The sequence below is a fragment of the Stenotrophomonas sp. YJH_SMC_33 genome, assembly GCF_059372295.1.
Map to the genome: position 1 here is coordinate 1 of NZ_JCAFVJ010000001.1, position 19,486 is coordinate 19,486.

The 19,486-nt window shown below is 68.1% G+C and carries 19 protein-coding genes, 1 tRNA gene and 1 other RNA gene; 18 read left to right on the forward strand and 3 right to left on the reverse strand.

Annotated elements, in window-relative coordinates; all coding sequences use genetic code 11:
- Positions 1–415: 415 nt before the first annotated feature.
- The 5 genes from fdhE to selD all read left to right on the forward strand — a co-directional run bounded on the left by fdhE (position 416) and on the right by selD (position 5,982).
- The gene (gene fdhE / locus AC5P9W_RS00005; protein WP_456115440.1) at positions 416–1,399 is read left to right on the forward strand and encodes a formate dehydrogenase accessory protein FdhE; all 984 of its coding nucleotides are present in this window, start codon (positions 416–418) and stop codon (positions 1,397–1,399) included.
- A 4-nt stretch (positions 1,400–1,403) separates the two neighbouring features.
- Positions 1,404–2,828 (forward strand): L-seryl-tRNA(Sec) selenium transferase, encoded by a 1,425-nt coding sequence (gene selA, locus AC5P9W_RS00010; RefSeq protein WP_188250302.1) that lies wholly within the window; start codon positions 1,404–1,406, stop codon positions 2,826–2,828.
- Positions 2,825–4,756, forward strand: a complete 1,932-nt coding sequence (gene selB, locus AC5P9W_RS00015; RefSeq protein WP_329866035.1) for a selenocysteine-specific translation elongation factor — start codon at positions 2,825–2,827, stop codon at positions 4,754–4,756. Before selA ends, selB begins: the two co-directional genes overlap by 4 nt.
- Before the next feature lie 24 nt (positions 4,757–4,780).
- Positions 4,781–4,876: transfer RNA gene (locus AC5P9W_RS00020), tRNA-Sec, on the forward strand.
- Positions 4,877–4,902: 26 nt separating this feature from the next.
- Positions 4,903–5,982: a selenide, water dikinase SelD gene (selD, locus tag AC5P9W_RS00025; protein WP_329866037.1), complete on the forward strand. Its 1,080-nt coding sequence runs from the start codon at positions 4,903–4,905 to the stop codon at positions 5,980–5,982.
- 57 nt (positions 5,983–6,039) lie between these two features.
- Here selD and AC5P9W_RS00030 read toward each other — a convergent pair whose 3' ends face one another.
- Entirely contained in the window at positions 6,040–6,900 is an 861-nt protein-coding gene (locus AC5P9W_RS00030) for a YicC/YloC family endoribonuclease (RefSeq protein ID WP_019661992.1), read from the reverse strand.
- Between the two features lie 124 nt (positions 6,901–7,024).
- Here AC5P9W_RS00030 and rph point away from each other — a divergent pair, with 124 nt between their 5' ends.
- The 7 genes from rph (at position 7,025) to pepQ (ending at position 14,265) form a co-directional block, all read left to right on the forward strand.
- Positions 7,025–7,750, forward strand: coding sequence for a ribonuclease PH (rph, locus tag AC5P9W_RS00035; protein ID WP_014648280.1), 726 nt, complete (start codon positions 7,025–7,027; stop codon positions 7,748–7,750).
- A complete protein-coding gene (locus tag AC5P9W_RS00040; protein WP_188250306.1) occupies positions 7,747–8,136 on the forward strand; it encodes a VOC family protein in 390 nt (129 codons plus the stop codon). Before rph ends, AC5P9W_RS00040 begins: the two co-directional genes overlap by 4 nt.
- Complete coding sequence (rdgB, locus tag AC5P9W_RS00045; RefSeq protein ID WP_005410891.1) at positions 8,133–8,729, forward strand: RdgB/HAM1 family non-canonical purine NTP pyrophosphatase; 597 nt, start codon at positions 8,133–8,135, stop codon at positions 8,727–8,729. The genes AC5P9W_RS00040 and rdgB overlap by 4 nt, the downstream gene beginning before the upstream one ends.
- A 56-nt stretch (positions 8,730–8,785) precedes the next feature.
- Positions 8,786–10,012 carry a radical SAM family heme chaperone HemW gene (gene hemW / locus AC5P9W_RS00050; protein WP_019661994.1) on the forward strand — a complete coding sequence of 409 codons (1,227 nt, stop codon included), beginning with the start codon at positions 8,786–8,788 and terminating at the stop codon, positions 10,010–10,012.
- Between the two features lie 195 nt (positions 10,013–10,207).
- On the forward strand, positions 10,208–12,487 hold the full coding sequence (locus AC5P9W_RS00055) for a DUF1631 family protein (protein ID WP_329866039.1): 2,280 nt from the start codon (positions 10,208–10,210) through the stop codon (positions 12,485–12,487).
- The gene (locus tag AC5P9W_RS00060; protein WP_021203954.1) at positions 12,484–12,858 is read left to right on the forward strand and encodes a PilZ domain-containing protein; all 375 of its coding nucleotides are present in this window, start codon (positions 12,484–12,486) and stop codon (positions 12,856–12,858) included. Before AC5P9W_RS00055 ends, AC5P9W_RS00060 begins: the two co-directional genes overlap by 4 nt.
- 75 nt (positions 12,859–12,933) lie before the next feature.
- Positions 12,934–14,265, forward strand: coding sequence for a Xaa-Pro dipeptidase (pepQ, locus tag AC5P9W_RS00065; protein WP_111102389.1), 1,332 nt, complete (start codon positions 12,934–12,936; stop codon positions 14,263–14,265).
- A 552-nt stretch (positions 14,266–14,817) separates the two neighbouring features.
- Here pepQ and AC5P9W_RS00070 read toward each other — a convergent pair.
- Together AC5P9W_RS00070 and AC5P9W_RS00075 are read right to left on the reverse strand one after the other, a co-directional pair.
- Positions 14,818–16,140: an aminopeptidase P N-terminal domain-containing protein gene (locus tag AC5P9W_RS00070; protein WP_111098876.1), complete on the reverse strand. Its 1,323-nt coding sequence runs from the start codon at positions 16,138–16,140 to the stop codon at positions 14,818–14,820.
- Between the two features lie 5 nt (positions 16,141–16,145).
- A complete protein-coding gene (locus AC5P9W_RS00075) occupies positions 16,146–16,694 on the reverse strand; it encodes a UPF0149 family protein (protein ID WP_495218590.1) in 549 nt (182 codons plus the stop codon).
- A gap of 153 nt (positions 16,695–16,847) precedes the next feature.
- On the opposite strand from AC5P9W_RS00075, the gene AC5P9W_RS00080 reads away from it, so the two are divergent.
- From AC5P9W_RS00080 to rpiA, 6 genes are all read left to right on the forward strand, one after another.
- Positions 16,848–17,069: a TIGR02449 family protein gene (locus AC5P9W_RS00080; protein WP_005410898.1), complete on the forward strand. Its 222-nt coding sequence runs from the start codon at positions 16,848–16,850 to the stop codon at positions 17,067–17,069.
- Positions 17,066–17,362 carry a cell division protein ZapA gene (locus AC5P9W_RS00085; protein ID WP_019661999.1) on the forward strand — a complete coding sequence of 99 codons (297 nt, stop codon included), beginning with the start codon at positions 17,066–17,068 and terminating at the stop codon, positions 17,360–17,362. The genes AC5P9W_RS00080 and AC5P9W_RS00085 overlap by 4 nt, the downstream gene beginning before the upstream one ends.
- A gap of 97 nt (positions 17,363–17,459) precedes the next feature.
- Positions 17,460–17,645, forward strand: a non-coding RNA gene (gene ssrS, locus AC5P9W_RS00090) — 6S RNA.
- A gap of 84 nt (positions 17,646–17,729) precedes the next feature.
- Positions 17,730–18,323, forward strand: coding sequence for a 5-formyltetrahydrofolate cyclo-ligase (locus tag AC5P9W_RS00095; protein ID WP_021204571.1), 594 nt, complete (start codon positions 17,730–17,732; stop codon positions 18,321–18,323).
- Positions 18,320–18,799 (forward strand): EVE domain-containing protein, encoded by a 480-nt coding sequence (locus AC5P9W_RS00100; RefSeq protein WP_005410901.1) that lies wholly within the window; start codon positions 18,320–18,322, stop codon positions 18,797–18,799. The genes AC5P9W_RS00095 and AC5P9W_RS00100 overlap by 4 nt, the downstream gene beginning before the upstream one ends.
- Positions 18,800–18,821: 22 nt before the next feature.
- Positions 18,822–19,469: a ribose-5-phosphate isomerase RpiA gene (rpiA, locus tag AC5P9W_RS00105; RefSeq protein WP_005419003.1), complete on the forward strand. Its 648-nt coding sequence runs from the start codon at positions 18,822–18,824 to the stop codon at positions 19,467–19,469.
- Positions 19,470–19,486: the final 17 nt, after the last annotated feature.

A 19,486-nucleotide genomic window follows, 5' to 3' on the forward strand; every position in this document is an offset into this window, starting at 1 on the left:
GCTGTGCGTTCGGGCGCTTGCGAAGCAGTGCTTCGCAAGCAAAGCGCCCTCACCCATGTAAGCTCGGTCGCCGCTTGCTCGTGTGCGCTGTCCTGCGCACACGGCAAGACCGGGGTTGGGCGTCCTGCCCAACCCGCCCGAAGCATGCCTCGGGCCCATGCGGTTCACGCCCCCGCAACCGGCCCCACCCCGCCCTCGACAGTTGGCCGCGATCTGTCGGTGGGTGCCGACCGTTGGTCGGCACTGATCGAATCCCGACCAACGCTCGGGATCCACTTTCAACCAACCGATGGGGTCAGATCCGTTTTCCTGTGGAAAACGGATCTGACCCCAACCTTTCAAATGGCCGGCAACACGCTGGACGCCAGCGCTGACAACGGCGAGGATGGAGCCTGGTTCTTCTGGCTGGCCCTGCATGGCGCAACGGATCCTTGAACCCGGTGAGATCGAGACGCTCGACTCGCGCGATGTTCCGCGCATCATCCTGCCCGATGTCACATCACTGTTCGCTGAGCGCGCGACGCGCCTGCGCAGCCTGGCCGCGCACAGTGCCATCGGCGGCTACCTGCAGCTGCTGGCGGCGTTGGCCGATGCACAGCAGGCGCTGCTGGACGGGCTGACACCGCAACAGCGCGAGGCACTGCAATGGCAGGCACGTGCGCAGCAGTCGAGTGCGGCGGCCGGTGCCGGCATGCCGTTGCGGCCGGCCAACACGCTTCACCTGGATGGACGCTGGCGCGACTGGCTGCGCACGCTGTGCCAGCACTGTGCCAACGAGGCCGGGCTGCCGGTGGAAACCCGCCAGGAGCTGCATCGCGTCGCCGCGGCCGACGATGCCTGGCTGGATGCGCAGGCCCATGCCGTGCTGGAGCGTGATGACGCGCCATCGGTGGATGCGGTCGCTGCACTGCTGGTGATGAACGCACTGCAGGTTTACTGGGCGGTGCTCGCAGCCAGCTTCCGCCCTATCGACCTGAAGCCGCTGGCTGATGCGCCAGGGCTGTGCCCGCTGTGCGGCACGTTGCCGGTGACCAGCGTGGTGCAGGCACGCCCACCCTATGCATCGTACCGTTACCTGTCGTGCTCGCTGTGCGCCTGCCAGTGGCACTACGTGCGCGTGCAGTGCAGCCAGTGTGGTGCCGCCGGCAAGGACATCGCCTATCGCGCCCTGGCCGATGTGGACGGCGACAGCGGCGAGGCGGTGCGCGAGAGCGCGGTACGCGCTGAGACCTGCGACCACTGCCACAGCTATCGCAAGATCCTGTATCTGGAGAAAGACCCGTCACTGGAGCCGGTGGCCGATGACCTCGGCACGCTGGCGCTGGATCTGCTGCTGGCCGAGGAAGGCTATGCGCGTGCCAGCCAGAATCCGCTGCTATGGCAATCCGACGGCGATTGAGGCGATGACAGCCATGCCCCCCGCCCCGGCATCGGCCGCCGCCCTGCCCTCGCTGGACCGGGTGCTGCGCCTGCCTGCACTGGCGCCACTGATCGAAGGCCACGGTCGAAGCCGCATCACCCAGCTGCTGCGTTCGCACCTGCAGGTGCTGCGCGACCGTATCAGCGCCGGTCAGTTGTCGACCGCGCAGCTGCAGGAAGCGGTCGACGGCCCGGCGCTGGCGACGGCAGTCGAGGCCGCACTGGCAGCCGATGCACGGCTGGACCTGCAACCGATGTTCAACCTGACCGGCACCGTACTGCATACCAACCTGGGTCGCGCATTGCTGCCCGAGGCTGCGGTGCAGGCCGTCACCCGCGCGATGACCGCGCCGGTGGATCTGGAGTTCGACGTCATCCGTGGCCGTCGCGGTGACCGCGATGCGCGGGTGCAGGCATTGATCTGCGAACTGACCGGCGCCGAAGCCGCCACCGTGGTCAACAACAATGCGGCGGCGGTCCTGCTGCTGCTCAACAGCCTGGCCAACCGCCGCGAGGTGGTGGTGTCGCGCGGCGAACTGGTGGAGATCGGCGGTGCCTTCCGCATCCCCGATGTGATGCGCAGCGCGGGCGCGCGGCTGCTGGAAGTGGGTACCACCAACCGTACCCATCCGGCCGACTTCACCAACGCCATCGGCGCGCGCACAGCGCTGCTGATGGAGGTGCATGCCAGCAACTACGCGATCACCGGATTCACTGCCAAGGTCGACACCGCGGCGATGGCTGCGATCGCGCACGAACATGGCCTGCCGCTGGTGGTGGACCTGGGCAGTGGCAGCCTGTGCGAGCTGGCGGCCTTCGGCCTGCCGCACGAGCCCACCGTGCAGGAAGCACTGGCGGCCGGCGCCGATCTGGTTTCGTTCAGTGGCGACAAACTGCTGGGCGGGCCCCAGGCCGGGATCATCGCCGGCCGCGCCGACCTGATTGCACGGATCAACCGCAACCCGCTGAAGCGGGCACTGCGCATGGACAAGATGGGCCTGGCCGCACTGGAAGCGGTGCTGGCCCTGTACCGCGAACCCGAGCTGCTGGCACAGCGGCTGCCGACACTACGCACGCTCTCGCGCACGCAGGAGCATATCGATGCGCAGGCCCAGCGCCTGCTGCAGCCGATGCGTGCCTCGCTGGCGGCGGACTACACCCTCGAGCCTGCTTCGATGCACAGCCAGATCGGCAGCGGCGCCCAGCCACAGGCGCAGCTGGCCAGCGCCGGACTGCGCATTACCAGCGCGCGCCGTGGCGGACTGGATCGCTTGGCCAGGCATCTGCGTCAGCTGCCGCGCCCGGTGCTGTGCCGCATTGCCGATGACGCGTTGTGGCTGGACCTGCGCTGCCTGGAACCCGCCGACGAAGCGGCCTTCCTGGCCCAATGGAGCATGCTGCAGGCATGATCGTCGGCACCGCCGGGCATATCGACCATGGCAAAACAAGCCTGGTACGCGCACTGACCGGCATCGAAACCGATCGCCTGCGGGAAGAGCGTACGCGCGGCATATCGATCGAACTGGGCTACGCCTATGTCCCGGTGGAAAGCGGGGACGTCGAAGGTCCGGCCGCGACGCTGGGCTTCGTCGATGTGCCGGGCCATGAACGCTTCGTGCATACGATGGTGGCCGGCGCCACGGGTATCGACGTCGCCCTGCTGGTCATCGCTGCCGACGACGGCGTGATGCCACAGACCCGCGAGCATCTGGCCATCCTGCAACTGCTGGGCGTGAACCGCGGTGCGGTGGCGCTGACCAAGATCGACCGTGTGGATGCGGCGCGCCTGGCCCGGGTCGAGATCGAGGTCGCTGCCCTGCTGGCCGGCACGCCGCTGCAGGATTCCCCTGTGTTCATCTGCAACAGCACCGCACCCGACGATGCTGGCATCAACGCGCTGCGTACCCAGCTGCACGCTTGGGCGGCGGACGACGCCAGCACGCGCCAGGCCGAACTGCGCAGCGAGCTGTTCCGCATGCCGGTGGACCGCGTGTTCTCGCTGGCCGGCCACGGCACCCTGGTGACCGGCGCAGTGCACGGCGGCATCGCCGCGGTGGGTGAGCATCTGCAGCTGATGCCGGCCGCCACTGAAGTGCGCATACGCAGCATCCACGCGCAGAACCAGGCCAGTGACCACGCGATGGCCGGGCAGCGCTGCGCGCTGAACCTGGCGGCCATCGCCCGTGATGACATCCGCCGCGGTGACTGGATCGCCGACGCACGCGCACTGCTGGCCACCACCCGCGTTGATGTGCGGTTGCGGCTGTCCGCGTTGGCCGCACCGTTGCGCGACTGGGCACCGCTGCATATCCACTGGGGCACGATGCACCGGCAGGCCCATGTGGTGCTGCTGGAGGACCATGACCACGGTGATGGGCAGTTGGTGCAGCTGGTGTTCGATGCTCCGGTCTGTGCGATGTGTGGCGACCGCTTCATTGCCCGCGATTCAGCGGCCACCCACACGCTGGGCGGCGGCCTCGTGCTCGATCCGGACCCGCCACAGCGGCGCCGGCGCAGTCCTGCACGGCTCGCATGGCTGGGAGCACTGGAGCAACTGGCCGCGGGTGCGGGAATCGGCCCACTGTTGCAGCAGGCGCCCTTCGGTGTTGCCATGGCCGCGCTGCAGCGCTACTGCCGGCGCGCCGCCGACCGGATCGTTCTTCCCGCAGGCGCACAGCGCGTCATCACCCGCGAAGACACGGTGGTCATCCTCGCCTCGCACTGGCAGGCATTGCGCGAGCAGGTGATCGCCTCACTGCGTGGATGGCATGAGCGACGCCCGGACGAACCCGGTGTCGACAGCGGCCGCCTGCAGCGCAGCACCCTGCCCTCGCTTGCAGCGAGCCTCTGGAATGCCCTGCTGCAGGAGCTACTGGACGACGGCAGTGTGCAACGCGTGGGTGCCTGGTGGCGCCTGCCCGGCCATGACCATGCGCCACCGGAACGCGAGCGTCTGCTGCTGGAACGCGTGCTGCCGCAACTGCACGCCGGGGGCTTCGATCCACCGTGGGTGCGCACCCTGTCCGCGGAGATCGGAATGGCCGAAGACGAGGTCCGCGCCGTCCTGCGCCGCGCCGCCACACGTGGCGAACTGTTCCAGGTGGTACCGGACCTGTTCTATGCACCCGCACGCATTGCCGAACTCGCCGCGATCGTCGCGCAGCTGTCACGGGCCAGCGGCACGGTGGATGCGGCCACCTTCCGCGATGCCATCGGCCTGGGCCGCAAGCGCAGCATCCAGATCTTGGAGTTCTTCAATCGCGTTGGCTACACTCGACGCGTCGGTGACCAGCATCGGCCGCGTGGCGACCTGCAGTGGAACGCAGCCCGCGACTGAGCCCACCGCTACCGCCGTACTTTCGGAAGGCATGCGCATCCGGGCATGCGGCTGGGCTTCAAACCCAGTAGGGGGCGTCGATCGTTCCCTGGTAGGTTCGACTCCTGCTGTCTTCCGCCATTCGTGTTTCCGCTGGAGATGTCGGCATGGCCACGCACGTGCAGTCCCCCGCCCCGTCAACGGCCGATGCCCCGCAACGACTGACATCTCTCGCGCATGGCGGCGGCTGCGGCTGCAAGATCGCGCCGGGCGTGCTGAGCGAACTGCTGCGCGGCGTTCCAGCACTTCCGGCACCGGCCGAACTGCTGGTTGGCCGCGAGACCAGCGACGACGCCGCGGTGTACCGCCTCGATGACCGCCAGGCGATTGTCGCCACCACTGATTTCTTCATGCCGATCGTCGACGATCCATTCGACTTCGGCCGCATCGCCGCCACCAACGCGCTGTCGGACCTGTATGCGATGGGCGCGCGCCCGCTGTTCGCGCTGGCCATCGTCGGCATGCCGATCAACACGCTGCCGCAGGACACCATCCGCGGCATCCTGCAGGGCGGCGAACGTGCCTGCGCCGATGCCGGCATCGTGGTGGCCGGTGGCCACAGCATCGATTCGGTGGAACCGATCTATGGCCTTGCCGCGATCGGCGTGCTCGATCCGCAGCGGCTCAAGCGCAATGCCGATGCCCGCGCCGGCGATGTGCTGGTGCTGGGCAAGCCGCTGGGCGTGGGCGTGTATTCGTCAGCACTGAAAAAAGAAGTGCTGGATGCCGACGGCTACCGGCAGATGATCGCGTCGACCACCCGACTTAACACCGTGGGCGTGCCGCTGGCCGCGCTGGACGGCGTGCATGCCATGACCGACGTGACCGGTTTCGGCCTGCTCGGCCACCTGCTGGAAGTGTGCCGTGCCAGTGGCGTTGCCGCCGAGGTGGACAGTGCACAGGTGCCGCTGCTGCCACAGGCACTGGAGCTGCTGCAGCGTGGCTGCGTGACCGGCGCCTCCCACCGCAACTGGGCTTCCTATGGCACCGAGGTGCGCTTCGCCGAGGGCTTGCCAGCACATTGGCAGCCGCTGCTGACAGATCCGCAGACCAGTGGCGGCCTGCTGGTGTCCTGTGCCCCGGAAGCGGTGGACGCGGTGCTGGCCTGTTTCCACGACGCAGGGTTCGTCCAGGCGGCCGTGGTGGGGCGGCTGGCCGAAGGCGCGCCGGGCGTCAGCGTGCGCTGATGCGCTGGAACGACAAGGGCGCCCGAAGGCGCCCCTGCTGTATCGCTGGATGCAACATCATTCGATGTTCTGCACCTGCTCGCGGATCTGGTCGATCAGCACCTTCAGCTCCACCGCGGCATTGGACGTGCGGCTGTCCACCGACTTCGAGCCCAGCGTGTTGGCTTCGCGGTTGAACTCCTGCAGCAGGAAGTCCAAGCGGCGGCCGACCGGCTCGCGCTGCTTGAGCACGCGGCGGATCTCGACGATGTGGCTGCCGAGCCGGTCCAGCTCTTCATCCACGTCCAGCTTCTGCAGCCACAGCACCAGCTCCTGTTCGGCACGACCAGGGTCGACCGGGTGCGGCAGGTCGGCCAGGCGTGCGGCCAGCTTGGCGCGCTGGCCGTCGCGAATGGCCGGAATCAGCGTGCGCACTTCGGTGGCGATGCGCTCGATGCCGTCCACGCGCTCGCTGATGGCCGCAGACAACTTGCCGCCTTCGCGCTCACGGGCCTCGACGAAGCCATCCAGCACCTGGTCCAGCAGCGCCAGCGCCTCGACCTGCAGGGCGGCGGCATCGGTGGCCTCGCCACGGGTCACGCCCGGCAGTTGCAGCAGGTCGGTGAAGCTGACCTGGAGGTTGGGGAAATCGGAGGTCAGCCGGTGCGCAAGGCGACCCAGCTGGCCCAGCAGCGCCTCGTCCACCTGCAGGTTGGCCGCCGCTTCCGGCGCGCGCAGGCGCATCACCAGATCCAGCTTGCCACGGCTCAGGCGCGCGGCGATGCGCTCGCGCAGCTGCGGTTCCAGCGCCCGCAGCTCCTCGGGCAGGCGGGTGCCGACCTCCAGGAAGCGGTGATTGACCGAGCGCAGCTCGCAGCCCAGCGTGCCCCACGGGGTGACCCGCTCGCCGCCGGCATAGGCGGTCATGCTTCGAATCATGGAATGTGTCCGGTGCGTGCAAAGGGGGAATGGTACCCTAGCGCCCTCACCAGAGCCCCCTTGCCCGCCCCATGAAGGCCGCGGGCGTGGCGGCGTACTCCCTCGCCATTACGGAACCCGCACCATGTCCGATTCCCGCCCCAGCGGCCGCCAGCCCGACCAGCTCCGCCCGGTCGTCATCCAACGCGGCTTCACCCGCCACGCCGAAGGTTCGGTGCTGGTGTGCTTCGGCGAAACCCGCGTGCTGTGCACCGCCAGCGTCGAGAACCGCGTGCCGGGCTTCCTGCGCGGCAAGGGCGAAGGCTGGGTCACCGCCGAGTACGGCATGCTGCCGCGCGCCACCCATACCCGCAGCGACCGCGAAGCGGCCCGTGGCAAGCAGGGCGGCCGCACGCTGGAGATCCAGCGCCTGATCGGCCGCAGCCTGCGTGCCTGCGTGGACCGCAATGCGCTGGGCGAACGCACCATCACCCTCGACTGCGACGTGCTGCAGGCCGACGGTGGCACCCGCACCGCCGCCATCACCGGCGCCTACGTGGCCCTGGTCGATGCGGTGAACGTGCTGATGAAGCGTGGCGACATCAAGCGCAACCCGGTCCTGGGCGCAGTGGCTGCCGTGTCGGTGGGCGTGTACCGCGGCACCCCGGTGCTGGACCTGGACTACGCCGAAGACAGCGACTGCGACACCGACATGAACGTGGTGATGAACGACGGTGGCGGCTTCATCGAGCTGCAGGGCACCGCCGAAGGCCACGCCTTCCGTCGCGATGAACTGGACGCGCTGCTGGGCTTGGCCGAGAAGGGCGTGGCCGAGCTGCTGGCCGCGCAGCAGGCGGCGCTGTCGGCATGAACCGCCGCATCGCCCTGACCACCCTGGTGGTGGCCGACTATGACGAAGCCATTGCCTGGTACACCGGCAAGCTCGGCTTCGCACTGTTGGAGGACATCGACCAGGGCCACAAGCGCTGGGTGGTGGTCGGCCCGACAGACGGCAGCGCCGCCGCCCTGCTGCTGGCCCGCGCCAGCGACGAGGAACAGCGCAGCCGCATCGGCAACCAGACCGGCGGCCGCGTCGGCTTCTTCCTCAACACCGACGACTTCGGCCGCGACCACGCGGCGATGGTCGCCGCCGGCGTCGAGTTCCTGGAAGCGCCGCGCGAAGAACCCTATGCAACGGTTGCGGTATTCCGCGATCTGTATGGCAACACCTGGGACCTGCTGGAGCCCCGTCAATGAAGAAACTGGTACTGGCCAGCCACAACGCCGGCAAGCTGGTGGAGATGCAGGAGATCCTTGCCGATCTGCCGCTGCAGATCACCTCGGCCGCCGAACTGGGCCTGGGCGATGTGGAAGAGACCGGCCTGACCTTCGTCGAGAACGCGCTGCTGAAGGCACGCGCGGCCTGCGAAGCGACCGGCCTGCCGGCGCTGGCCGATGATTCGGGCCTGATCGTCGATGCCCTCGGCGGTGCGCCGGGCCTGTACAGCGCACGCTATGCCGGCCACCCGACCAATGCTGCGGCCAACAATGCCAAGCTGCTGGACGCGATGGCCGACATTCCCGATGGCCAGCGCAGCGCCCGCTTCTATGCGGTGATCGTGCTGCTGCGCCACGCCACCGACCCGCAGCCGCTGATCTGCGAAGGCCGCTGGGAAGGCCAGATCATCCGCGAACTGCGCGGCACCAATGGTTTCGGCTACAACCCGGTATTCCTGGACACAACCCACGGCCTGACCGCCGCGGAAATGGAGCCGGCACTGAAGAACGCCATCAGCCACCGCGCCATTGCCCTGCAGCAGCTCAAGCAGCAACTGGCGACGCTGTACTGACGCCACCCGATCGACCCTGGGAAGCCGGCCAGCGGCCGGCACTACCGAAGAAGCCCATGCCGCACGCCCACGACCACTGCAACCACCTGCCCGGCGAAGCCTGCTCCGCCGACCACGACAACCCGCCGCGGCTGGTGCCGCCACCGCTGTCGTTGTACGTGCACCTGCCGTGGTGCGTGCGCAAATGCCCGTACTGCGATTTCAATTCGCACCAGGCCAAGGGCGAGCTGCCGTTCGACGCTTATATCGATGCGCTGCTGCGCGACCTCGACCAGGACCTGCCGCTGGTCTGGGGCCGGGTGGTGCACAGCGTGTTCTTCGGTGGCGGCACGCCCAGCCTGTTCCCGCCGGAGGCGATCGACCGCTTCCTGCAGCAGGCCAGCGCGCGCCTGCGCTTTGCCCCCAACGCCGAAATCACCCTGGAAACCAACCCGGGCACCGCCGAGCATGGCCGCTTCGACCGCTACCGCGCGGCCGGCGTCAACCGCCTCAGCTTCGGCATCCAGAGTTTCGACGATGCGATGCTCAAGCGCCTGGGCCGCATCCACGACAGTGGCGAAGCCGAGCGCGCGGTAAAGATGGCGCAGGACGCGGGCTACGACAACTTCAACATCGACCTGATGTATGCGCTGCCGGAACAGACCCTGGCCGGTGCCGAGGCCGACCTGGAACGCGCGTTCGCGCTGCAGCCGGCACACATCTCCCACTACCAGCTGACCCTGGAACCGAACACGGTGTTCTTCGCGCGGCCGCCGCAGGGCATTCCCGACGAAGACAACGCCTGGGACATGCAGGAACACTGCCAGGCATTGCTGGCACAGGCCGGTTTCGGCCAGTACGAGGTCAGCGCCTATGCGCGCCCCGGCCGGCAGAGCGCGCACAACCTGAACTACTGGCGCTTCGGCGACTACCTGGGCATCGGTGCCGGCGCGCACGGCAAGATCAGTTCCGGCGCCGAGGAGCATGTGCTGCGGCGTTGGAAGCTGAAGCACCCGCAGGCCTACCTGGACAGCGCCGGCACGCCCGCCTCGTTCGGCGGCGACGACGTGATCGCACCGGAGCGCCTGCCGTTCGAATACATGCTCAACCTGCTGCGCCTGCACGAAGGTTTTGGCCTGCGCGATTTCGAGTCGCGCACGGGGCTGCCGCGCAGCGTGCTGGACGCTCCCCTGGCCGAGGCCGTGCAGCGCGGCTGGCTGGACATGACCGATGGCCATGTGCAGCCGACCGAGCTGGGCCGCCGATTCACCAACGATGTGGTGAGCCTGTTCCTGGAGGAGTGATCTTCGCTTGGCAGAGGGTAGTGCCGGCCGCTGGCGCTCCGGTAAAGACAGCGCTGCCGGCCAGCGGCCGGCAGTACCGCACATCAGGGCCATACCGGGCGGATGCGATTCACGTTCAGCCTAAAGTAGCGCCGACTGCGGCCGACACGGTAGATTCACAAGATCGATCCGCGGGAATCCGGATACCGCCTGCCGATGTCAGCTGTCTTTTCCCTCACCTCCGCCGACAAAGCCCGGCTCGCCGCCAGCAACCTGCCACCGCGGGTGCGCGAGTTGTTGGGTGCGTTGATCGGCCTCTGCCGACAGACGCTGGCCGCGCCGCTGATCCTGACCGTCGAAGCGTTGGAGCAGACCCTGCTGCACGATGCCGATCGCGCACGCAATCCGCAGCAGCAGGCCGAGCTGATGGCCCAGCGTGGTCAGTTGCACGCCTTTTCCGGTCATTTCGCTGACCGCATGCTTGATGCCGTGGCCGATGCGCTGATACGGCTGCGCGAACCCACGGCCCACTTCAGCCCCGGTTCCACGCCACCGCCGCTGCCCGGCATGCTCGGGCTGTCGCTGGTCGATGAACATGAAGTGGACCGCGACCTGCTGCTGACCGAGATGGTGCGGCGGGAGACGCTGCGTTCGACCAACACGCTCAACTTGCTGGGCCAACGCCTAGGCGTACTGGCGGCAGCACCGGCCTTCGAGGCCGACACCCTGCCACTGGCACCGCAGGCACTGTGCGCCATGCTGCGCCGGATTGCCGAACAGGATTCGCTCACTGTCGACGTTCAGCTGGCGCTGTACCGCAGCTTCGAACGCCAGGTGCTGGAACGCCTGGGCGACATCCTCGACCGTGCCAATGCCCTGTTGGCCCAGCACGGCGTGCTGCCCGGCCTGGTCTACACCCCCTATCTGGCGCGTTCATCGAGCACCCGGCGGATCATCACCCAGTCGGTGGGCGGTGGTCGCGCCACGCAGCCGGCAAAGCGTGCCGCCGCGCCACTGACCGGCTGGAACGGATCGGCACCGGCCGGCTCCTGGTCGAGCCTGGTGCAGGACGCTTTCCAGGATGACAGCACAGCCGGCGCGGCCTCGCCGGGCCTGACCACCTCCACGGGCAGCGCGCTGCATGCGCTGCTGCAGCAGGCACGCCATGCCAGCGCAGCACCTGCGGATCGCGATGCAGTGCCGAGCGCGGCCGTGGATGCGGTTCTCGCACGCCTGCAGGCGCAGTCCAGCGCCGCCACCGGCGTAGCCGACCTGCAGGCGGCCGTGGTGGCGCAACTGCGCAGCGAGCATGGCACGCAGGCCCAGCTGGGCAGCCACGACCGCGACAGCCTCGATCTGCTGCACATGCTGATGCAGCAGGTGCAGCAGCAGCAGCGTCCGGACCCGGTGCCGGCCGCCCTGCTGGCGCGCCTGCAGGTACCGCTGGCACGTGCGGCAATGGCCGACCCCGGCTTCTTCGTGCGCGACGAGCACCCCGCGCGTGAACTGCTCAACCAGATTGCCGAAGTCGGCGCCCACTGGCTGGTCGACGATGATGTCGACCCGCAGTTGCTGCAGCGCATGGCGCAGAGCGTGCAGGGCCTGCTGGGCCAGGATGCGCGGGCGCCGGAGGCCTTTGCCGCCGCCAGTGAAGACGTGCAGCAGCACCAGCGTGCGGCGGCCCATCGTGCCGAACTGGCCGAGCGCCGCCATGTGGAAGCCGCCCGCGGCAAGGAGCGGCTGGAACTTGCCCGCCGCCAGGCCACCGCGCAGATCGACCAGTGCTGCGACGCGCAGTCGCCGCCGCGCTTCGTGCAGACCCTGCTGCGCCAGGCCTGGGCCGATGCACTGACCCTCACCCGCCTGCGCCATGGCGACGATTCACCGCAGTGGCAGGAACGGCTGCAACAGACCGAGCGCATCGCTGCCATTACCGCCCAGGCCATCAATGCCCCCGGCGGCACCGATACCGCGCTGGCAGCGGACGTGGAGGCGGCCCTGCTGCAGGTCGGCTACCACGCCGAGGAAGCCGCCGCCGTCGCGCGCAGGCTGGCCACGCCCGGTGGCGAGGATGAAAGCACCTCGCGTACCGAGCTCAGCGCACGCCTGAAGGCACGTGCGCGCCTGGGCGAGCACGCTGGTACACCCACCGGCACCTCGCCTGCAACGCCCCGCAGCAGTGCCGAAGAAGCCGCCTACCAGCAACTGTCCACGCTCCCGTTCGGCAGCTGGTTCGACATCGATACCGGTGATGGCACGCTGCGACGCCAGCGCCTGTCCTGGTACAGCCTGCTGACCGGCCACGCCCTGTTCGTCAATCCGCGCGGGCAGAAGATCGCCGATACCGACCTTGATACGCTGGCCCGGCAGATCAGTGCCGGCCGCGCGCAGCTGGTCACCGAAGACAAGGGCCGGCTGGTCGACCGTGCCTGGGAAGCCAGCCTCGGCACGCTGCGCGCACTGGCCACGGGCCGCGCACAGGAGACCCCCGCATGAAGGCCGTACCGCCGCAGGACACCCGCCGCGCGCCGCGCCGCCAGGTCTCGGACCTGGTGCCGGTCACCGACCAGATGCGCGAATGCGTGGTCGGGCGCCTCGGCAATGTCTCCGAAACCGGCATGCTGATGCTGGCCAGCGTGCCGCTGCGCGAGGATGCGCTGTACCAGCTGCGCTTCCCGTTGCCACTGGGTGATGGCCGCCAGCAGGCCATCGACGTGGGCGTGCATCTGCTATGGAGCGAGCCCGCGCACGTACCCGGGCAGAGCTGGACCGGCTTCCGCTTCCTCACCCTGTCACGCGAGCATCGGCAGCTGCTGCGGCAGTGGGTGGGCGAGGACGGCGACGAGGGACCGGTTTCGACGGCCTGAGTGCCGGTTCCGGCACAGCGGTTTTTCGCGGTATGCGGCAGAATCTAGGACCGTTTTCCGTGTCGAGCCACCGCAATGATCCAGCAAGACCCCGGCGCCCTGTATTCCGACCACCTGGCCGTGCTGTGCCGACGTGCCGAACAGGCGCTGGCCCGCGGCGGCTTCGACCATCTGGTGGTGCCCAGCGGCACCCTCCACTACCAGGTGTTCGACGACCGCGATTACCCGTATGCGGTCAATCCTCAGTTCAAGGCCTGGTTGCCGCTGACCCGCGTGCCCAACAGCTGGATCGTGTTTACTCCGGGCAAGCGCCCGGCCGTGATCTTCCACCAGCCCTTCGACTACTGGCACGTGGTGCCGGACGCCCCCAGCGGCTGGTGGGTGGAGCACTTCGACATCCACATCATCCGCAAGCCGGACGAAGCACTGGCCCTGCTGCCGGCCGACCCGTCACGCTGCGCCATCCTCGGCGAGCCGCAGAGCGCGCTGGGCAACTACGTGCCGAACAACCCGGCGCAGGTGGTGAACTATCTGGAATGGCACCGCGGCAGCAAGACGCCGTATGAGATCGCGCTGATGCGCCAGGCGCAGGTGCTGGGCGTGCGCGGCCACCGCGCCGCCGAGGCCGCGTTCCGCAATGGCGCCGACGAATTCAGCATCCACATGGCGTACTGCCAGGCCGTGGGCCAGGATGCCAACGAGCTGCCGTACGGCAACATCGTGGCGTTGAACGAACACGCCGCCGTGCTGCACTACACCGAGCTGGGTCGCAAGGCACCGCAACCGCTGCGCAGCTTCCTGATCGATGCCGGTGCCAGCGCGGACGGCTACGCCAGTGACATCACCCGCACCTACGCCGCCCAGGGCCACGACGAATTCGCCGCGATGATCGCCGCCGTCGACGCCGCCCAGCAGCAGATGTGCGCGGCGGTGCGCCCGGGCTTCGACTACAAGCAGCTGCACGTGGACGCGCATCTTTCGCTGATGGGCGTGCTGAAGGACTTCGGCGTGATCAAGGTCTCGCCGCAGACCGCGCTGGAGACCGGCGTCAGCGCCGCGTTCTTCCCGCACGGCATCGGCCACCTGATCGGCCTGCAGGTGCACGACGTGGCCGGCTTCGCGGCCAGCGACGAAGGCGGCCGCATCGAACGCCCGGCCGGCCACCCGTACCTGCGCCTGACCCGCGTGCTGGAACCGGGCATGGTGGTGACCATCGAACCGGGCCTGTACTTCATCGACATGCTGTTGAACGAAGTGAAGGACGCCGGCCATGGTGATGCGATCAACTGGGACCGTGTGGACTTCTTCCGTCCGTATGGCGGCATCCGCATCGAAGACGAAGTGCTGTGCACTGAGGGCGAGGCGGACAACCTGACGCGGCCGGCGTTTGCGGCGGCCAACGGCTGAGCCCCTCGTGGTTGGTCGCTTGGAGCAAAAGCCGCGCTTTGCCGGGCGGGGTGGGTCTGCAGGACACGCCGTAAACCCATCCATGGGGGCTCGATGGCGCCATCCATGGCGCCAACGGTCCTGCAAACCCACGCCGCCCGGCCTTTGACAGTTTCCTGCGCGCGTCCAACCACGGAAAAGAAAAAGAAAAGCAGAAGCGGGTCGCTCGCTGCGCTCGCTCTGTGTCGACCACGGTCGACACCTACCCAACAGCCGCAATTGCCAGTAGATCCACGCCATGCGTGGATGATTCATTCGATATCTGACAGATGTGCCGACCAACGGTCGGCACCCACCAACAGCCCCGTGAACCTGTCGAAGGCGGGGTGCTGTGGGTTTGCGGGGTGTGAGCCGCATGGATGCGGCGACCAAGCCTACAAGGACGTACTTGCGGCGGCCCCGCAAACCCACAGTACCCCGCCATCCCACGGAATGCCTGCTGTTGCTGTTGAGGTTGCCGGCCAGCGGCCGGCACTACCGCGGGTGCAGGGCGGCAAGCCCTGCAGGACACCCCTACCCCGCCATCACCGCTTCGATCTCGTCGGCGCTGCGCGCCAGGCCTTCGGTCAGCACGCGATGGCCATCGTCGGTGATCAGCACGTCATCCTCGGTGCGGATACCGATACCGCGCCAGCGCGGCTCCACCGTCGTGTCATCCACGCCGATGTACAACCCAGGCTCGATGGTGAACGCCATGCCCGGCTCCAGCAGACGCGAGTCACCGGCCAAGCGGTAGTCGCCCACGTCGTGCACGTCCATGCCGATCCAGTGCCCGGTCTTGTGCCGGTAGAAGCGCTGGTACAGGCCCTCGGACAGGTTCTTTTCCAGCGTGCCCTTCAGCAGGCCCAGCCGCAGCAGGCCCTCGGTCAAGGTCTGCACTGCGGCCAGATGGCCGGCCTCGTAGGGCACGCCCGGCCTGGCCTGGGCCAGCGCCGCCGCCTGCGCCTCGCCGACCAGGTCGTGCAGCGCGCGCTGCTCGGCACTGAAGCGGCCGTTCACCGGGAAGGTGCGGGTGATGTCGCTGGCGTAGCCGCGGTACTCGGCACCGGCATCGATCAGCACCAACTCGCCATCGCGCGACCGCGCGTTGTTGTCGCGGTAATGCAGGATGCAAGCATTGCGGCCGGCGCCGACGATGCTGCAGTACGCGGGCACCGCATCGTTGGCGCGGAACACGCGTTCCAGCTCGGCCTGCAGTTCGTACTCGTGGATGCCGGCCCTGGCGGCCTTCATCGCCGCCAGATGCGCACGCACGCTGATCTGCGCGGCGTGGTGCATCAGTGCCACTTCGGCGCCGGACTTGAACAGACGCTGCTCGTGCAGCAGGTGGCCCAGCTCCAGGAACTCATGTGGCGGCTGCGCACCGTGGCGTACCTGCGAACGCACGCGGTTGACCCAGCCGATCAGCTTCAGGTCGAAGTCGGCGTCGCGGCCGAAGTGGTAATACACGCGCGAGCGCCCTTCCAGCAGGCCCGGCAGGATGTCGTCCAGATCGTCGATCGGGTAGGCATCGTCCATGCCGTACTGGGCCACCGCGCCTTCCTGGCCGGCGCGGCTGCCATCCCAGGCTTCGCGCTCGGCATCGCGCTCGCGGCAGAACAGGATGGCCTCGCCGTGGCGTCGGCCCGGAATCAGCACCAGCACCGCTTCCGGCTCCGGGAAGCCGCTCAGGTACTGGAAATCCGAATCCTGCCGGAACGGGTAATGGGTATCGAGGCTGCGCACCTTTTCGGCTGCGGCTGGCAGCACCAGGATCGCGTCCTCGCCGGCCATGTCCATCAGCTGGCGGCGACGACGCTTGTATTCGCCGGCCGCAATGCCGGTGCGCTGCTTGATGTCCATCAGTTCAGGCGCTGGCGGTGGCGCGAGGCCAGCACCACGTCGCCGTGCAGCAGCAGCACCGCCACGCGGATGAATTCCTCGATCTCCGACAGCGCTTCGTCGTCATCATCGCCGCCGGCCTCGAAATCCTCGCTGGAGGCGCGTGCCAGGCTGGCCATGTCGGTCAGCGCTTCTTCACCCTCTTCGGACAGGGCCGGGCGACGGCCGCCGCTGCCCAGGCCGAAACCACCCAGGAAGGAACGGGTCCAGCTGAACATGGCATCGGCCTGTGCGGACACCTCGTCGGTGTCAGCCAGCAACAGCTCGAAGGCGAAGTCACGGTCTTCCAGCTGCTTGATGGTGGCCTGCAGCAGCTGCCCCAGCACGCTGTCGGCGGCCACCGGCGGCAGGTTGTCGTCGGCCAGCACGCGCGCCGGCCAGTCGTTGCCGGGGGCACCGCCGGCGGCCAGCCAGCCACACAGCGCACCATGCAGCTCGGCAGCGGTGGCGTCCAGGCCCAGCTCCTGGCTGGCGCGGGTAACGTCGTCGACGGAGGGAAGTTCGGTCATCGTGCGGCTCGTTCGGAAAGGAAACCCGGAGCGCGCACGCGCGCGCCCGTGAGACCCCGTAGTGTAGCAACCCGGCGGCATCCTCCCGGTAGCCCTCCGGCCTTGCTGCGACAGCGCTTGACCGCCCTTGCCCGGCTTGCCTATCGTGCCTGCATGGAACCCGCCGACCCCCTTGCCCAGCTGCAGGACTTCGCCGCCCGCGTGGAAGCGTTGCTTGAACGCAACCAGCGCCTGGCCGAGGAGAACCGCAGCCTGCGCCACCAGCAGGAACAGCTGGTGGCCGAGCGCTCGACGCTGCTGGCCAAGAACGAGCAGGCGCGCTCGCGGGTGGAAGCGATGATCAGCCGGCTCAAATCCCTGGAGCAGCACACATGAGCGCCGAACCGGTCAGCGTCCGCATCCTCGATCGTGAATACACCGTGGGCGTCGGCGCCGACGAACGCGACAGCCTGATGGCGGCTGCGCGCCTGCTCGATGCGCGCATGCGCGAGATCCGCGGCAGCAACCGCATGGCCGCCGTGGACCGTGTCGCCGTGCTGGCCGCGCTGAACCTGGCCCACGAACTGCAGCTGCTGCGCGACGAGAACGCCCGCCAGGCCGTGGCCCTGCAGCAGACGCTGGCGGACCTGAACCGGCGGCTGGACCGCGCCATCGACGGCGGCACCTGAAGACCGTGCACAACGCGTCTTCTCATATCTGAATTGGCACGTACTGTTGCCGACGAACGGCCTATCCAGATCCGGCGCGCTGGCTATAATGGCCATGCGTTCTCTGCGGTACTCGACGGCATGTGCAAACATTCGCCTTGTCCCTTAAGAACGACACCGGGAGCGCGACAGCGCCGGGAGTGCAGGTCCGCCTTGTAGCGGGAAGCCCGATGGTTCTCCAGCGTTCCCACTTGAGCCCCCGGGTTCAAGGTCGTTTCGCATGCATCGACATTGCGGAGAATGCAATATTCCAGCAAGGGCGGCGTCTTCGGGCGTCGCCCTTGTTCTTTCCGGCACAATGACGGCTGTTCCCCCGCCGCACGCTGCCATGACCGACCCGCGCCAGGCCCTGCGCCACGACCTGCGGCAACGCCGCCGTGAACTCTCCGCAGCTGCGCGCATCGCCGCCGCCGAATCGCTGGCCGATGCCCTGCTCGCCCTGCCGTTCGCCCCGCGCGAAGGCGCCGTGGCCGGCTACTGGGCGCTGGATGGCGAGATCGCCCTGCACCGCTGGCAGTTGCAGTTGCCCGAAGGCCTCACCTACTGCCTGCCGGTGCTGGCCGGCGACGTGCTGCGCTTCGCGCCGTGGCGGCCGGGGCAGCCGCTGACCAGCAACCGTTACGGCATTCCCGAGCCGGACGTGGCGCTGGAAGACACCCTGGAACCAGCACAGATGGCGCTGGTGGTGGCCCCGCTGGTGGGTTTCGACACGCAGTGCCGGCGGCTGGGCATGGGGGGCGGCTGGTATGATCGCAGCTTCGCCTTCCGCCACGACCGGCCGGCGCCGCCCTGGCTGGTCGGTGCTGCGTTCGCGGTGCAGCAGGTCGAGTCCTTGCCGGTGGCGTCGTGGGACGTGCCCGTGGATGCGATCTGCACCGAAGACGGCACCCTGTTCCCCTCCGCTGCCCCCGTGAACGCATGACCGCCCGCAAGCGCTACTGGCTGATGAAGTCCGAACCGGACGCCTTCTCCATCGATGACCTGGCCAAGGTCAAGGTCGAACCCTGGAACGGGGTGCGCAATTACCAGGCGCGCAACTTCATGCGCGATGGCATGCAGGTGGGCGACGGCATCCTGTTCTACCACTCCAATACCAAGGTGCCGGGCATCGTCGGCCTGGCCACGGTGGCCAGCACGGCCTATCCGGACGACACCCAGTTCGATCCAAAATCCGACTACCACGACCCCAAGAGCACGCGCGAGAACCCGCGCTGGATGCTGGTGGACGTGGCCTTCGACCGCAAGCTCAAGCAGGTGATCGCGCTGGACGAGATCAAGCTGCACGCCGAAGAGCTCGGTGAAGGCTTCCCGCTGGTTGCCAAGGGCAACCGCCTGTCGGTGTTCCCGGTGACTGCTGCGCAGTGGAAGCTGCTGCTGTCGCTGGAAAAGAAATCCTGATTCCCTGCCTGAGAGTTCTCCCATGTCCGAAGCCAAGCGCCTGGCCGCCGAGAAAGCCATCGAGTACGTTGAAGACGGCATGATCGTCGGTGTCGGCACCGGTTCCACCGTGGCCTATTTCATCGATGCCCTGGCCCGCATCCAGCACCGCATCAAGGGCGCCGTGTCCAGCTCCGAGCAGAGCACCGCGCGCCTGAAGCAGCACGGCATCGAAGTGATCGAGCTGAACCACAGCGGCAACCTGTCGCTGTACGTGGACGGCGCCGATGAGTGCGATCCGAACAAGTGCCTGATCAAGGGCGGCGGCGCCGCACTGACCCGCGAGAAGATCATCGCCGAGGCCAGCGAGCGCTTCATCTGCATCGTCGACCCGAGCAAGCAGGTGCCGGTGCTCGGCAAATTCCCGCTGCCGGTGGAAGTGATCCCGATGGCGCGCAGCCTGGTCGCCCGCCAGATCCGCGACATGACCGGCGGCCAGCCGACCTGGCGCGAAGGCGTGGTGACCGACAATGGCAACCAGATCCTGGACATCCACAACCTGCAGATCACCGATCCGGAAAAGCTGGAGCGCGAGCTCAACCAACTGCCGGGCGTGGTCTGCGTGGGCCTGTTCGCGCGCCGCCGCGCCGATGTGGTGATCGTCGGCGGCGAGCCGCCGGTCGTGCTCTGACCCTTTCGAAGGATCCT